Source organism: Commensalibacter papalotli (ex Botero et al. 2024) (assembly GCF_947179115.1).
Classification (GTDB): Bacteria; Pseudomonadota; Alphaproteobacteria; order Acetobacterales; family Acetobacteraceae; genus Commensalibacter; species Commensalibacter papalotli.
Map to the genome: position 1 here is coordinate 212,831 of NZ_CAMXCI010000001.1, position 13,988 is coordinate 226,818.

The 13,988-nt window shown below is 37.3% G+C and carries 14 protein-coding genes; 4 read left to right on the forward strand and 10 right to left on the reverse strand.

The features are described 5' to 3' along the window. Nucleotides 1-16 precede the first annotated feature (16 nt). Together QMN76_RS00990 and lysA are read right to left on the reverse strand one after the other, a co-directional pair. Nucleotides 17-2,590 carry a DUF4175 family protein gene (locus QMN76_RS00990; RefSeq protein WP_282023155.1) on the reverse strand — a complete coding sequence of 858 codons (2,574 nt, stop codon included), beginning with the start codon at nucleotides 2,588-2,590 and terminating at the stop codon, nucleotides 17-19. Nucleotides 2,591-2,606: 16 nt separating this feature from the next. Beyond that, nucleotides 2,607-3,947, reverse strand: a complete 1,341-nt coding sequence (gene lysA, locus QMN76_RS00995; RefSeq protein ID WP_282023154.1) for a diaminopimelate decarboxylase — start codon at nucleotides 3,945-3,947, stop codon at nucleotides 2,607-2,609. Nucleotides 3,948-4,083: 136 nt separating this feature from the next. Between lysA and QMN76_RS01000 the strand changes: the two genes are divergently transcribed. After that, nucleotides 4,084-4,878: a trypsin-like serine peptidase gene (locus QMN76_RS01000; protein WP_282023153.1), complete on the forward strand. Its 795-nt coding sequence runs from the start codon at nucleotides 4,084-4,086 to the stop codon at nucleotides 4,876-4,878. Nucleotides 4,879-4,916: 38 nt separating this feature from the next. On the opposite strand, the gene QMN76_RS01005 is transcribed toward QMN76_RS01000, so the two are convergent. Both QMN76_RS01005 and argH read right to left on the reverse strand, forming a co-directional pair. Further along, entirely contained in the window at nucleotides 4,917-5,066 is a 150-nt protein-coding gene (locus QMN76_RS01005) for a hypothetical protein (RefSeq protein WP_200867603.1), read from the reverse strand. Nucleotides 5,067-5,068: 2 nt separating this feature from the next. After that, nucleotides 5,069-6,475 carry an argininosuccinate lyase gene (gene argH / locus QMN76_RS01010; RefSeq protein WP_282023152.1) on the reverse strand — a complete coding sequence of 469 codons (1,407 nt, stop codon included), beginning with the start codon at nucleotides 6,473-6,475 and terminating at the stop codon, nucleotides 5,069-5,071. Nucleotides 6,476-6,643: 168 nt separating this feature from the next. Here argH and QMN76_RS01015 point away from each other — a divergent pair, with 168 nt between their 5' ends. After that, nucleotides 6,644-7,279, forward strand: a complete 636-nt coding sequence (locus QMN76_RS01015) for a JAB domain-containing protein (RefSeq protein ID WP_161631844.1) — start codon at nucleotides 6,644-6,646, stop codon at nucleotides 7,277-7,279. Here QMN76_RS01015 and QMN76_RS01020 read toward each other — a convergent pair. The 4 genes from QMN76_RS01020 to rpmE form a co-directional block, all read right to left on the reverse strand. After that, nucleotides 7,248-8,375: a 5-(carboxyamino)imidazole ribonucleotide synthase gene (locus QMN76_RS01020; RefSeq protein ID WP_282023151.1), complete on the reverse strand. Its 1,128-nt coding sequence runs from the start codon at nucleotides 8,373-8,375 to the stop codon at nucleotides 7,248-7,250. The two genes, QMN76_RS01015 and QMN76_RS01020, sit on opposite strands and share 32 nt — an antisense overlap. A 31-nt stretch (nucleotides 8,376-8,406) precedes the next feature. Then, nucleotides 8,407-8,904 (reverse strand): 5-(carboxyamino)imidazole ribonucleotide mutase, encoded by a 498-nt coding sequence (gene purE, locus QMN76_RS01025; protein ID WP_034337433.1) that lies wholly within the window; start codon nucleotides 8,902-8,904, stop codon nucleotides 8,407-8,409. A gap of 6 nt (nucleotides 8,905-8,910) precedes the next feature. Next, on the reverse strand, nucleotides 8,911-9,582 hold the full coding sequence (locus QMN76_RS01030; protein ID WP_034337430.1) for a DUF1013 domain-containing protein: 672 nt from the start codon (nucleotides 9,580-9,582) through the stop codon (nucleotides 8,911-8,913). Between the two features lie 180 nt (nucleotides 9,583-9,762). Next, nucleotides 9,763-9,990: a 50S ribosomal protein L31 gene (gene rpmE, locus QMN76_RS01035; RefSeq protein WP_034337426.1), complete on the reverse strand. Its 228-nt coding sequence runs from the start codon at nucleotides 9,988-9,990 to the stop codon at nucleotides 9,763-9,765. A 272-nt stretch (nucleotides 9,991-10,262) separates the two neighbouring features. On the opposite strand from rpmE, the gene mscL reads away from it, so the two are divergent. Beyond that, nucleotides 10,263-10,670, forward strand: a complete 408-nt coding sequence (gene mscL / locus QMN76_RS01040) for a large-conductance mechanosensitive channel protein MscL (protein WP_051461976.1) — start codon at nucleotides 10,263-10,265, stop codon at nucleotides 10,668-10,670. 40 nt (nucleotides 10,671-10,710) lie between these two features. Beyond that, entirely contained in the window at nucleotides 10,711-11,040 is a 330-nt protein-coding gene (locus QMN76_RS01045; RefSeq protein ID WP_282023150.1) for a hypothetical protein, read from the forward strand. A 63-nt stretch (nucleotides 11,041-11,103) separates the two neighbouring features. Here QMN76_RS01045 and secF read toward each other — a convergent pair whose 3' ends face one another. Further along, entirely contained in the window at nucleotides 11,104-12,042 is a 939-nt protein-coding gene (secF, locus tag QMN76_RS01050) for a protein translocase subunit SecF (protein WP_282065610.1), read from the reverse strand. 10 nt (nucleotides 12,043-12,052) lie between these two features. Beyond that, a complete protein-coding gene (secD, locus tag QMN76_RS01055; protein WP_084051506.1) occupies nucleotides 12,053-13,612 on the reverse strand; it encodes a protein translocase subunit SecD in 1,560 nt (519 codons plus the stop codon). Between the last annotated feature and the right edge of the window lie 376 nt (nucleotides 13,613-13,988).

Consider the following 13,988-nt stretch of genomic DNA (forward strand, 5'->3'; position numbering starts at 1 on the left):
AACATTATTGCCAGCATTAAAACATATTTAATAAGCGATAGATATAATCAAGATCTTTTCCTGAACGATTGGGGTCATCAGCACGTTTACGAAGTTCTTCTTCTATTTTTCGAGCAGTAGATGCATTTCCAGACAATTCAATTTGACTATTATTTTCATTTGGAGATCTTCCTAATGGATCTTTCTTTTTATCAACGTCAGCTTTGTTGTCTGCTGAGGGATCTTCTTGAGGATTTTTTGCTGTAAAAACTGGGAAAAAATTAGAAAAACGCTGTGCTTCTTGTTGCATAGTTTTTTTGGCTGAATCTTTCCCTTTTTGCAAATTAATCAACGCTTTTTGTTGAGCTGCAGCAGCTTTGCTATCATCTTTATTTTCTAAAGCTTGCTGCGCATCTTGCATATTTATTTTTGCCAAATCCAGATTTTGGATAGGCTGTTTTGTGATTGCGTGCATTTGAGTTTGAAGTTTGGTCAAACTTTCAATTAATCCCTGTTGAGACTGTGCTGTTTGTTCAACAGAGGCCAGGGCGGGTTCAGATTTCTCTTCGTCTTTGTGCGGTGTTATTTGTTTGATAAGGTCAGAAGTAGAAAGCTTATTTAAATCTTGACTAGGACGCAAAAGAAGAGGGACAGACTGATTAAGTCTGGCATAAGTCTGATTTAATAAATCTTGCTGTTCTTTAATTAACTTTTCAATATCCTTGGTCAGTTTTTCCATTTCTTTTTGGGATTTAAGATGATCTTCCAGCTTTTTAATATCTTTAGGAGTAGCACCTCGCATCGTATTTAAAACTTGATTGGTATATTCCAATTGTTGCATAGCTTTGTCCATATTGCCATTTTCCATGGTTTTGGACATATCTTTGAACATATCTTCGAAGGAACGCGTACTGGTATATTGCAACTCTTTGCTATTACCATCTTGAGGATTATCTTTGGCATTTTGTTTTGCAAGCGCCATCATTTTTTGTGCGACTGCATTTTGCAAGCGCTCTAGTCTTCTATTAAGCTCTTGTCGATCTTGATTAGTAATTTTATCTTTGCCAAGACGTTGCATTTTATCAAGTTGTTCTTGTACGCTTGCCTGTGCTGCACGCAACTCTATATTGGCTTTGGCAATTTCAGAGTTACTACTTTTTCTTTCCTGGGTATCAATCATAAGATCCCAAAGACGAGATAGCGTTTCTGTTTTGACTTGCGCGGTATTTTTATTGGCATTATCAAGGAAATAAATAATGCTGATATAATTTAAAAAGAGATCATAATCTTGAAACGCATTAGGGATGTTTTGTAGTTGAATAAGCTCATTGAGGGTATTTTCTTTAGAGAGCTTATCTGTTCCATAGGCTTGTCGAATTTGATCTAGTTTTTGTGCCACAGGAGAGGAAAAGGTTCTTCTAGGTAAGGTAAAAGTAACCACTTTGCTGGTGGTATTTTGTCCTGTGACATCGGTCGCACTGATGATTGCTTGTGCTTGGCTGCCAGCCCAAATATTGTTAGATAAATCTTGATGTAAAATTTGTATAATTTTTTTTGGATGATCGCCTAAAGGTTGCGTTAAAGAGAGAATTTTTTCTTTGGGGTGATCCTTATTTTGAGGCACCGTTACAACTAAGCGAAAGGACTGGATACCATAATGTTGTGAAGCTTCAAAAGGAAAAGCAGTTTTCCAGTCATAGTTGCTTTTTTCAATAGGGCCTGTCCATGTGACTTTGGGAGGCAGGTTATCAGGTAAGTTTATATTCCAAGAAGCAACTTCTCTGCCACGAGCTTGTATATTGATAGTTCCAGAATTTTCAATTGTTGCCTCAATTTGCCATTGATTAGCCTCAGGCTGTTGAATTGAAATGTTGCTTATTACATTTTTCTTTTCAGAGTAAATAAGTTCAGGGCGTTGTTTTAGATCTGTAAGGGCTATATGCAACCGTGCTTTGGGATCAGTCGCAATCGTCTCAGTTCTAGATTTAATATATATGGGGGCAGCATTACTATAAGAAGGTGGAATCACCCAAGCTTGAAAATTAGGCAATGGCATTGAGGCATCATCATACCCTGGTCGCATCGCGGATAATAAGCGAGATGAAGCAATATGCTTGTTTGATACGAAAAGTGCTGCAAAAATACAAATCGTAACAATTGCAATGCGATTTATATGGTAATGCCCTTTAAAGATTTTAGGTGCACCAACTTTTAAATCAGGAAAGTTTTTAAAAATTCTTTGTATATGAATATTCCAAACAGCTCTATTTTCCGTTTGCACAGGAGTATCGTAAAGCGTTTGTAAAGGTTGATTTGGTAATTTATTAATTTGTTCAATACGGTTTAAGTTTTCTTTGAAAGAAGTAAAAGGAAAACGTTTAATTTGGTAAATTACTAGTCCAATACTGCCAATGCACATAATAGCAAGGATAAGTATACGTAAAATATCGGGTAGACGCTGAGGAATACCCAGCAACCCTAAACAAAGATATATCCCCCATAAAGAGAGAAATAATAAAAAAATAGGCCAATATTTCTCTATCCAAACATTGAGTTTGGTAAGAAAAATAGCTTTTTTAATCTGTGCTTTATGTTCTTGGGGAATATTCATTAATTTACAAAGCTTGTTAAGAGTTTTTAGGATACCAAGAAGGTATTATTTCATCTTTCCATAAATCTTCGATAGATTGACGAGGTTGAATAACAGCAGATTGATTACCAGAAACCATAATTTGTGCGGCCAAAGGGCGTGCATTATAAGTAGAGCTCATGACGCTGCCATAAGCACCAGCATCCAAGATAGCAATGTAATCTCCAGGTAATAAATTCGGTAATAAGCGATCTCTCGCAAAAATATCGCTTGATTCGCAAACAGGACCATCAATATTTAACGATTGACAAGGACGTTGATAGATTTCTGAGGAAATTGGCAAAATGCCATGCCAAGAATCATACATTGCAGGACGAACTAAATCATTCATTGCCGCATCAATAATAATAAAAGGTGCTGCATCAGGACCATTGCTCTTATGCATAACAACTTTACTGATTAACACGCCAGATGGGCCAATAAGCCAGCGACCAGGTTCAATTCCAAGTTTTAAATTCAAAGGACCTAGGACTTCTTTCATCAATGTTGCAATTGCATCGGGACGAGCTTCTTTTTCATCATGATAAGAGATTCCAAAACCACCCCCGCAATCCAGTGTGGAAACCCCTAATCCTTGATTGCGTGCTTCTTTAATCAAAGCAACCATTTTAATAAAGGCTTGACGATAAGGATCCGTTGATGAAATTTGACTGCCGATATGCACATCAAATCCTAAAGGTGTAATATTTGGCAACTCATAGGCTTCTTTATAAACCGCAATCGCTTGTTTATAAGCAATACCAAATTTATTTTCTGCTAGTCCTGTTGTGATTTTATGATGGGTCTTGGCATCCACATCAGGATTAATTCGTAAACAAATGGCTGCATTTTTACCAATTGATTGCGCAATCTTTGACAATAAATGTAATTCTTCACGGCTTTCTACGTTGATTTGTGCAATTTGTGTCTCAATGGCTAAACGTAATTCATCTTCAGTTTTTCCGACACCAGAAAAGCAAATTTTGGCAGGGGAGATGCCCGCTTTTAACGCTCTTAATAGCTCACCACCACTGACGATATCAGCCCCAGCACCTTCTTTGGCTAGCAGATCTAGAATCGCTATATGCCCATTGGCTTTCATGGCATAATGAATAGAGACATCCAGTTGTTCTGCTTTAAATGCTTGGTCCAGGTTGTTGTAACGTGCTTTTAAAATATCAGCATTAATAACCCATGTGGGACTGCCATATTCGGTTGCAATTGATTGTAAAGAAGCTTGTCCAAAAAGTAACCCTTGGTCTTTATCAAGGGTTAAATCTGGATGAGTTTGCAAAAGCGCTTCTATCGTTGCAGGCAAGGATTGAAAAAACGAAGTCATATAGTTAGAAAGCCTTTTTCTAAAAACTTAAACATTATTAAAGCAGTTGAATATATATAAGGGTGTATTGTATCTTTTCTTCATTGTACGTGCAAACAAGAACTAGAAGCTTCATAATATTTTTTGGGAAGATTTCATGAGATTATCAATAAATCTGTTTACAATTTATGTTTTTATTTGTGCTATAACTAGTATGATCATTTTAAACAGCAACAAAGTAATTGCCCAAGATGTGCAAATTCCCAAATTACCTGGGTTAAATAAAGAAGACGAACATCGACAAACCGTTGATGTTTCAGAGGAGCCTTGGCAAATTATCGGAAAAGTGCAAACGAATGCAGGTCAAAAATGTACTGGATTTTTGATTTCTCCTCGAATTGTTGTGACGGCTGCACATTGTTTGTGGATTAAAAAAACGAAACAGTTTTTTGCACCTCAATCGATTCATTTTTTATTAGGGTACCAACGTCAAAAATATAAAATTGCTGCATCTGTTAGTCGTATTTTATCTTTTGAAGCATATCGCGATTTAATGATGAATAGGGTCAATAATTTAATCTTAAATAAGCCTTTGGATGATATTGTTTCAGATCGTGTTTATTTATTACTATCCAAAGATATTTTGCCAGCTTCAAAACTCGTTCCTCTTGCTAAAGAGTTGCCTGTAGAAAAGACCCCTCTTTGGTTGGGTGGTTATGAGCAAGATCGTCAGGAGGTTTTATATGCTGATAAAAATTGCGAAATATCTGAACGTGTTTATTACCCTGACACACCTTCTAAATTATTCCATACGTGCCAAGCAACATATGGCAGTAGCGGTGCGCCTTTATTTACTAAAAATACAGATGGAAAATGGACAATTGTTGGAATACAAGTGGCAGCGTTTGATGGCAAATCAGGTGGAATAGCTGGTTCTTTGATTCAAAAATAAAAGCTTGCCTTTATTAATAAAGACAAGCTTTTTGAAAATCAATCTGCAGGGGGATATCCACGAGGATACGTTATTTTATCTGCTGGTCCAGGTGGTTTAGGAGAGCCTTTCCGTCCGCAACCAGAGAGTTGTAAAGTTGCCATTGTTAAACAGCTAACTAACAAGCAAAAAGAAATATATTTTTTCATGGTTAATCCTGTAATATTTTTATCCATTTTTGTGCTTGAGTGATGACATTGCTTGGCGCGGTGCCTCCCTCACTGACACGAGAAGCCAAAGAAGCTTCGACGCTGAGCACGGAGAAGATATCTTGCGTAATTTTAGGTTCGATTTTTTGCATATCCTCTATGGATACTTGATCTAAAGTAAGGTTTTTTTGTTCAGCGAGGCTTACAATTTGACCTGTAACATGATGCGCTGTACGAAAAGGCATTTGTAGTTTTTGCACAAGCCAATCAGCAAGGTCTGTTGCCGTAGAAAATCCAGATCCAGCCCAACGACGCATATTCTCTTTGTTGGCTTGTAAATCCCCAATCATTCCCGAACATGCAGCAAGGCATAACATCATCGTATCAGTAGCTGCAAATACTTGCTCTTTGTCCTCTTGCATATCTTTGGCATAGGCCAAAGGTAGCCCTTTCATGACGGTTAATAACCCAATTAACGCACCAGAAACACGACCTATTTTCGCACGAACTAATTCGGCTGCATCAGGATTACGCTTTTGTGGCATAATCGAAGAGCCAGTGGTATAGGCATCAGACAATTTGATAAATGAGAATGGAGAAGAGCACCAAATAACGATTTCTTCGGCCATTCGGGATAAATGCATGGCCATAATGGATAAAGCAGATAAATATTCCAAAGCAAAATCACGATCAGAAACAGCATCCAATGAATTTGCCATCGGGCGATCAAACCCCAATAGTTTAGCTGTCATTTGACGGTCAATAGGGAAGGAGGTACCAGCCAATGCCGCAGCGCCTAATGGACTTTCATTTAGACGGTTGCGTGCATCAATTAAACGTCCTTTATCTCTGGATAACATTTCAACATAAGCTAGTAGATGATGGCCGAATGTAACAGGTTGTGCGGATTGAAGATGCGTAAAACCTGGCATTGCCGTATCAGCATATTCCTCAGCACGTTGTGCCAAAGTCAACATGAGATGTTCAGTAGACAGAATCATTGCATCAATATTATCACGAACCCAGAGGCGAAAATCGGTTGCAACCTGATCATTTCTAGAGCGTCCAGTATGTAATCTTTTACCAGCTTCGCCTATATTATCAGCAAGGCGAGCTTCAATATTCATATGAATATCTTCGAGGGCACGGCTAAATTGAAACTGATCATTTTCAATTTCAGTTTTAATGCGTGCAAGGCCTTCGTGAATAGTCATTTTATCTTGCTGTGAAATAATACCCATTTTAGCAAGCATTTCAGAATGTGCCAAAGACCCTTTTATATCTTGGTGCCAGAGCCTTTTATCAAAATCAATAGAAGCATTAATTTGCTCCATAATAGCAGAAGGCCCCTCTGCGAAACGCCCGCCCCATTGTTGATTGGCCAAATTTTTATTTTTATCTTGTGTCAATGAGTTATAGCTCCCAGAATTATTTATAAGTATACTGTCATTATTCTTTTATGTTAAGGATAAGAACAGGTAATTTCAAAAAAGAATCATTTGGATAAAATGTGTGAACAAAAAAACGAATCATTTTATATTAAAATTGAACATAGAATAAAATCAAAAGAAAAACATGTGCTTTCTGATAAAAAATTACTGGAATATTTATCTCAATGGATCAATCTTAATAAAAATATAACAGATTGGCAGAGTCTTACCTTGTCACGTTTTGGTTCTTTTCCTGCAATTTTAACGGCAAGTAAAGATGAACTCCAAAAAGGGTTGAATTTATCAGAGAAAGATTCGGCAAATATTAAACTATGTTATGAAATCTCTTTGCGGTTGTTAAAAGCAAGAATATATAATTGTAACATATTAGAAAATAAAATTTTTTTGACAGATTATTTAATTGCTCATTTGTCGCGTAAACAAACCGAGGATTTTTTAATTTACTTTTTGGATGAAGAAGGCCAAATCATCCAAGAAACGTTGCAAGGAAATGGAACGGTTAATGCTACTTCTTTATATATTCGTGAAGTGACGAGAAGTGCATTAAAATGCAATGCTCACTCATTAATTTTGGTGCATAATCATCCCAGTGGGGTCGCAGCTCCCTCTGGTTCAGATGAAAAATTAACTGAAATGGTCACGTATGCGTTAAAGGTTATCAATGTGCAAGTCGTTGACCATTTAATTATTGGGAATGGTTGTTTTTTTTCTTTTGCAGAAAATAACCTTGTCATTCCTTCGAATATAAGCCGTTTGAAATAGCTTGAATACCGAAATCACCAGGCAAGCTGTTATAAGGGAAGATAACGTTGACATGGCCCATTTTACGACCCTTTTTGGCAATGTCCTTGCCATATAAATGCCCAATCAATTCTGGTGTAGCCAAAATTTGAGGCCATAACGCCATATCTTCTGGGCCAATCAAATTTTTCATCACAGCATCAGAATGCCTGATTGCGGGTGGCAAAGGTAACCCTGTGACAGCTCGAATATGCATCTCGAATTGATCAATAGGACAAGCATTCATGGTCCAGTGCCCAGAATTATGAGGCCTTGGGGCAATTTCATTAACCAATACTTTATTGTTACAATCAATAAATAATTCTACACCCATAATTCCAATTAAATCGAGAGACCTCGCTATATGTATGGCTAGTTCTTGAGCTTGTTTTTGAAGCTCGGGCAGAATGCGAGCAGGGGCAAGACTGATGTCGAGAATACCATTTTTATGCCGGTTTTCGGTAACGTCAAATGTCTGTACAACACCATGAATGTTACGAGCGACCATCACGCTGACCTCACAACTAAAATCAACCATTTTTTCAGCAATTAAAGGATGAGGCTTTAAATGAGCAAATGCGGTTATAAAATCTTCTAAGTTGTGAATGACAGCCTGCCCTTTGCCATCATAGCCCAAGCGAGTGGTCTTTAGAATATAAGGGTATCCTAAATTTAAAGCAGCACACTCACCATCGGCAGGTTGTTCTATTTTGATCCATCGGGTGGTAGGAATATTATGTTGATTTAAAAAAGATTTTTCCAAAATTCGATCTTGGCTGATCCGTAAGATATTCCCAGAAGGATGAACAGGACGAATGGAGGATAATAGATCAATGCCTTGCGCACTTATATTTTCGAACTCGAATGTAATGACATCAACTGCATTGGCAAAAATTTCCAGTGTTTTTGGGTCATCATAAGCTCCAATCGTTGTTTTTGACGCAACTTGACTGGCTGGAGCATTTGGAATATCGGATAAAATATGCGTTTGAAACCCAAGGCGAGACGCGGCAACAGCTGACATGCGTCCCAATTGCCCCCCGCCAACTATACCAATGGTAGAATTAGAAGAAAGCATTAAAGACCTCTTTTAAAATAATATGAAGGGATTATACAGGCTCTAAACCAACTGATTCGGTTTGTTGATTACGCCATTGCATCAGGCGTTGTTCAATTTCAATGTCTGATAAAGATAAAATTGAGGTTGCTAAAATAGCCGCGTTAATAGCACCAGCTTTGCCAATTGCCAAAGTTCCTACTGGGATTCCAGCGGGCATTTGCACAATAGAAAGTAAACTGTCTTTACCATTTAACGCATGGGTTTGCATAGGGACACCCAAAACAGGCAAATGCGTCCAGGCTGCGGTCATTCCAGGTAAATGTGCGGCACCGCCAGCCCCAGCAATAATAACTTTGATACCGCGAGTGGCCGCGGATACAGAATATTCTCTTAATCGATCTGGAGTCCGATGCGCAGAAACGATTTTAACCTCATGAGGGATATTAAGCTCGACAAGGAAATTAACCGTATGGCTCATGACATCCCAATCAGATTGGCTGCCCATAATAATTCCAACAAGAGGGAAGGATTCTTTGGGTAAAGACATCGCTGATTATTCTTCTTCTGAAGTATCAGATTTATCAGCATATCCAGCAAAAATCTGATTAACATCATATTCTGGCTCTTGAGAGCTAGAAGAATGAGGTGGTGTAAATGCGTCTTCTAAATCTTGTACGGGAGCAGGAGCTTGAATGCCTTCTTTGGCAAAGCGTTCATTACCTTCTGCGACAGCAGTATTTAAATCCATTTGACTACAAAGGCCCAAGATAACTGGATCGCGAGGTTTAATATTAGAAGAGTTCCAATGTTGTTTATCTCTAACTTTGGCAATCGTATCTTTGGTTGTCCCTAATAGTTTAGCAATTTGTTGATCCAATAATTGTGGATAATTACGAAGCAAGAATGCAATAGCATCAGGACGATCATTTCTTTTAGAAATAGGGGTATATCGTGCCCCTTTTGAACGTCTTACAATTTGCATTCTGGAAGAAGACAAACGAAGTTTACGAGAAGTATCAGCTTCACAACGTGTAATTTCATCTTGCGTTAACTGACCATTAGATACAGGATCATAACCAATGATACTTTGTGCAACTTCACCATCAGCAATAGCTTGTACTTCTAGAGGATGCATTCCACAGAAATCTGCAATTTGAGTAAAGGTTAATGCAGTTTTTTCAATTAACCATACTGCGGTTGCCTTTGGCATAAGAGGTAAAGTCATATTAATCCTATGAATGATATAGAGGCGTAAGCGTTAATGATTATATAAAATATGATACAGACCCTATTTTACATAATCATTATAAGTGCAAAAGAAAATAAATCTAGAGTTAAGAAAAGTCAAAACCCTCTCTTAACTCTAGATAATCTATTTTGACAATAGAAATCAAAGAAAAAGGGATTAACCTTTTTTTTGACCAATACCAGCAAAACGTTTATTAAATTTGGCAACTTGACCACGAGAATCATTGATACGTTGCACACCAGTCCAAGCTGGATGAGACTTTGGGTCCACATCAAGACGTAAGGTGTCCCCGCTTTTACCATAGCAAGAGCGAGTTTTAAATTCAGTACCATCTGTCATGACAACAGTAATTTCGTGATACTCTGGGTGAATATCGGCTTTCATGATTTTCTCTTAACAGACTATAAAAAAACCTCCGCAACAGACGGAGAAACAGTTTTTCCTTATAATCTGTTTATAAATTGAAATCAATCCATTCTATGTAATCTTTTTTAATTTCTACTCTTTTTTATTATACAGGTAATGAATATATATGATTATAATATTAAAACGATTTTGTTTCATCAGTATTAGAAAGGGACTATAAATTGAGTGAAAATCAAACAGAAGTAAAAAGTAAAACACCTAAATGGCTAGCTGATTTTCAGGCTTTTATCATGCGTGGAAACGTTATTGATTTGGCTGTTGGTATCATTATTGGTGCAGCCTTTACGGCTATTGTTAATAGCTTGGTTAAAGATATTTTAAACCCAGTAATCGGATTAATTATTGGTGGAATAGATTTTAGTAATTTATTTATAACACTTAAAGGCCAACACGTTCAAACCTTGGCTGAAGCACAAAAGATTGGGGCTGTAACGATCAATGTAGGTGTATTTTTAAATGCCGTTATTCAATTTGTAATTGTTGGTTTTGCAGTTTTTTGGTTTGTTAGAGGTTTAAATAAGCTATATGTAAGCACCAAGAAAAAAGAAGAGAAAACACCTGAAAAACCATCAAAAGAAGAAGTTTTATTAAGTGAAATCAGAGATGCTCTGGTTGCGCAAAATAAAAATAATAGCTAAAGATAAAGGATGTATAACCAATACACAAAGATTACAGTGAATGAAAAAAATAAAATGTTTGTTTGTCCTAGCTATTTTGGTTACCCCACTATTAGGGTGTCAAATCGATCAGAATAGCAATTCTTATGATAAGCCAACATCGCACTCTGTTGCGTTAAATTATTTATTTGTTCATGGTATGTGTGTTGGCTATTTACAAAATTCCTCAATTACCAAAGAGCAATTTCTGGCTTTGGCTCAGTTAGATCAACAAGCTAAATTATCTGTTGTAAAAGCACTAACGCATTCCAATTCTGCTAATCTAGAGCAAGCTCAATATTTGATGAAACAGATAATTGCTTTTATATCCTCTGATAAACAGGATCATTGATAACAAAAAAAGGTAGTTCAAATAATGAACTACCTTTTTTTATAGAGTTAATTTATCAAAGTTTTAAGAAGCCTTTTTTGCTTTTCTTTTAAGGCTTCCTTCTTCCATAAAGAGTAATAAAGGTGCCGCAATAAAGATCGAAGAAGATGTCCCAACGACAATACCAAATAACATAACCCAAGCAAAACCTGATAAGGATGCGCCTCCAAATAGTGCCAAAGGCAATGCAGCTAGAAAAACAGTTGCAGAAGTAGCAAGGGTTCTGCTTAGTGTTTCATTAATCGACATATCTATAAGTTCACGAATTGGCATGGAATGATATTTGCGTAAATTCTCTCTTACACGGTCATAAACAACCACTTTATCATTCGTTGAATAGCCTAAAATAGTTAAAAGTGCAGCAACCATAACCAAATCAAACTCAAAGCGAGTAATGACTAGGAAACCGATTGCTTTGGTTAAATCAAGAAGCAATGTGATAATTGCACTGACCGCGAACTCCCACTCAAATCTAAACCAAATATAAATCATGATCATCAGCAAACTAAATCCAAGAGCTAGCAAACCATGATAAAACAATTCGGAAGACACAGAGGCACCAACTGCGTCTGCTCTGACAATTTTCGTACCATCTTGCGCTGAAGTAACAGCCTGTTTAACTTGGTTAATCAGTGTTTGGGTTGCTTCGGCATTATTTTCTTTGGGAGCATCCAAACGAATTAACACATTATTTTTTGTACCAAATTGTTGTAATCCAGCCGTTGAAATATGAGCTTGATTAAGCTCCATTCTAATTTTAGAAAAATCAGCAGGACCTTGGGTCTGGGCTTCGACAACCACCCCGCCACGGAAATCCAACCCCAGATTTAACCCTGGGTGGAAAAATAAGATAAGAGACGCAATAGACAGAACTGCAGAAGTAATCAGCCCAATAAAGCGTCCACGCATAAAGTGAATTTTAGTGCCATGAGGAACTAAATGTAATAAAGGACGGCCTAGCATGTTCTTTCTTTCAAATTGGTAGCTCTTTAGGACGAGTAACCGCATACCAGCGGATAATCAACATCCAAGATAAACATAAAGTCGTAAAGATCGTGGTAACAATACCAATGGTAATGGTTAAGGCAAACCCACGTACTGGTCCTGTGCCAAACACAAAAAGCATGACATGAGATAAAAATGCTGTAACGTTACTGTCAACAATAGTGCTGAGGGCTCTATCAAATCCTGTTTGAAGCGCATTTAAAGGGGTACGTCCATTACGAACTTCTTCACGGATACGCTCATTAATCAAGATATTTGCATCCACGGCCATACCCAACGTTAATAACATACCTGCCATACCAGGCAAAGTCAGCGTGGCTTCGAATAAGGATAAGATTGCCATCATTAATATCAAGTTTGCAAATAGGGCAACATCGGCATAAAAACCAAAACGACCATAAAATACTAACATAAAGACGATAACAAAAGCGAAACCAACAACTAAGCTGATAGCCCCTGCACGAATAGCATCTTCACCAAGTGAAGCCCCAATCGTACGTTCTTCAACGACTTTTAAAGGAGCAGGCAATGCACCAGAGCGTAACATTAACGCAAGATCTGTTGCTTTTTGTGCAGTAAAGCCACCTGTAATTTCCCCTCTACCATTAGGAATAATACCTCTGATGACTGGAGCAGTAATAACCTGATTATCTAAAACAATAGCAAAAGGTTTATCTTTGTTTGCTCTGGTTACATTTGCAAATGCTTGGGCACCAGCTGTATCAAATTGAAAATTGACAGCATATTCACCACTTTCTTGATTTAGTCCAGCACTGGCATTGGTTAATTCTGAACCATCGACCTCTACATGATCACGTATCGGTAGTTTTCTAGAAGGATCTTCCGTCATTGGCATAAAAGTAACCCCAGGAGGAGGAAAATCTGGGTTTGTCGCACTTTCATCCAATAGATGGAATGTCATTTTTGCTGTTGTTCCCAGCAGTTTCTTAATACGTTCAGGATCATCAACGCCTGGTAATTGCACAACAATACGGTCTTCACCTTGACGTGTAATGGATGGATCAACGGCCCCCGTGGCATCAATACGTTTTCTGATAATTTCGATAGATTGTGCAATGGCTTCAGCACCACGCTTTTGCATGGCTGTTTCTGAAAGCGTTAATGAAATCTGATCATTAGCACCGTCATTAACAGAAAACTCATTAACAACAGCTTTGGGCATAGCGCGCAAAGCTTGTAATACGGCATCTTTTTCAGAAGGGCTGCGTAGGGTAAAGTTTACACTACGAGTTTTATCAGAGATATGAATATCTTTATAACCCAGATTTTTAGAAATCAGGGTTTGGCGGATATTATCGCTGAGAGTTTGCAGACGATTTTTTGTAATTGTATTTAAATCAATCTGCATTAATAAATAAGATCCACCTCGCAAATCCAATCCAAGATGCACTTGGCGCCAAGGGATTTTGGGCGAGGGAGAGGACATAAAATTCGGTAAACATAATAATAGCCCAATAAAACAGGTAAGAATAACCAGGGCTAGTTTCTTGCGGCTGTAATACATCATCGCAGTAACGACTAAATCCTTATTTATAGACCATCATGGACTAAAATGGTTGATGAGAACGCTTAACGACGATGTCGTTGTGACGCAGGGTGTGGAATAAAGTTTTGCATATACAATAAAAACTTTATCAAAGTTAAAGATATATAAAACAAAAATGAAGAGTATTAAATAAGATAATTAAATTCGTGCCTATTTTACACTATTTTTGATAAAAAACCATAATATGTATCAAATTATTTTCTGAGTAATTGTTTTAGAAAATTAATTGTTAAGTGATGGTAAATATTTTTCTGTATTCATGTAATTATCAGTATATATTTTTTATGAGTTGCCGATATTCGCCGTTGTGATTTATGGCAATAAACACAAGTCAAGG

Excerpts from the sequence above, each read along its gene's own strand:
- QMN76_RS01020 (WP_282023151.1), bottom strand. The coding sequence starts at position 8,375 with ATGCTTTCTTCTAATTCTACCATTGGTATAGTTGGCGGGGGGCAATTG.
- secF (WP_282065610.1), bottom strand. The coding sequence starts at position 12,042 with ATGCTAGGCCGTCCTTTATTACATTTAGTTCCTCATGGCACTAAAATT.
- QMN76_RS01005 (WP_200867603.1), bottom strand. The coding sequence starts at position 5,066 with ATGAAAAAATATATTTCTTTTTGCTTGTTAGTTAGCTGTTTAACAATG.
- QMN76_RS01000 (WP_282023153.1), top strand. The coding sequence starts at position 4,084 with ATGAGATTATCAATAAATCTGTTTACAATTTATGTTTTTATTTGTGCT.
- rpmE (WP_034337426.1), bottom strand. The coding sequence starts at position 9,990 with ATGAAAGCCGATATTCACCCAGAGTATCACGAAATTACTGTTGTCATG.
- lysA (WP_282023154.1), bottom strand. The coding sequence starts at position 3,947 with ATGACTTCGTTTTTTCAATCCTTGCCTGCAACGATAGAAGCGCTTTTG.
- purE (WP_034337433.1), bottom strand. The coding sequence starts at position 8,904 with ATGTCTTTACCCAAAGAATCCTTCCCTCTTGTTGGAATTATTATGGGC.
- QMN76_RS01045 (WP_282023150.1), top strand. The coding sequence starts at position 10,711 with ATGAAAAAAATAAAATGTTTGTTTGTCCTAGCTATTTTGGTTACCCCA.
- QMN76_RS01030 (WP_034337430.1), bottom strand. The coding sequence starts at position 9,582 with ATGACTTTACCTCTTATGCCAAAGGCAACCGCAGTATGGTTAATTGAA.
- secD (WP_084051506.1), bottom strand. The coding sequence starts at position 13,612 with ATGATGTATTACAGCCGCAAGAAACTAGCCCTGGTTATTCTTACCTGT.
- QMN76_RS00990 (WP_282023155.1), bottom strand. The coding sequence starts at position 2,590 with ATGAATATTCCCCAAGAACATAAAGCACAGATTAAAAAAGCTATTTTT.
- mscL (WP_051461976.1), top strand. The coding sequence starts at position 10,263 with ATGCGTGGAAACGTTATTGATTTGGCTGTTGGTATCATTATTGGTGCA.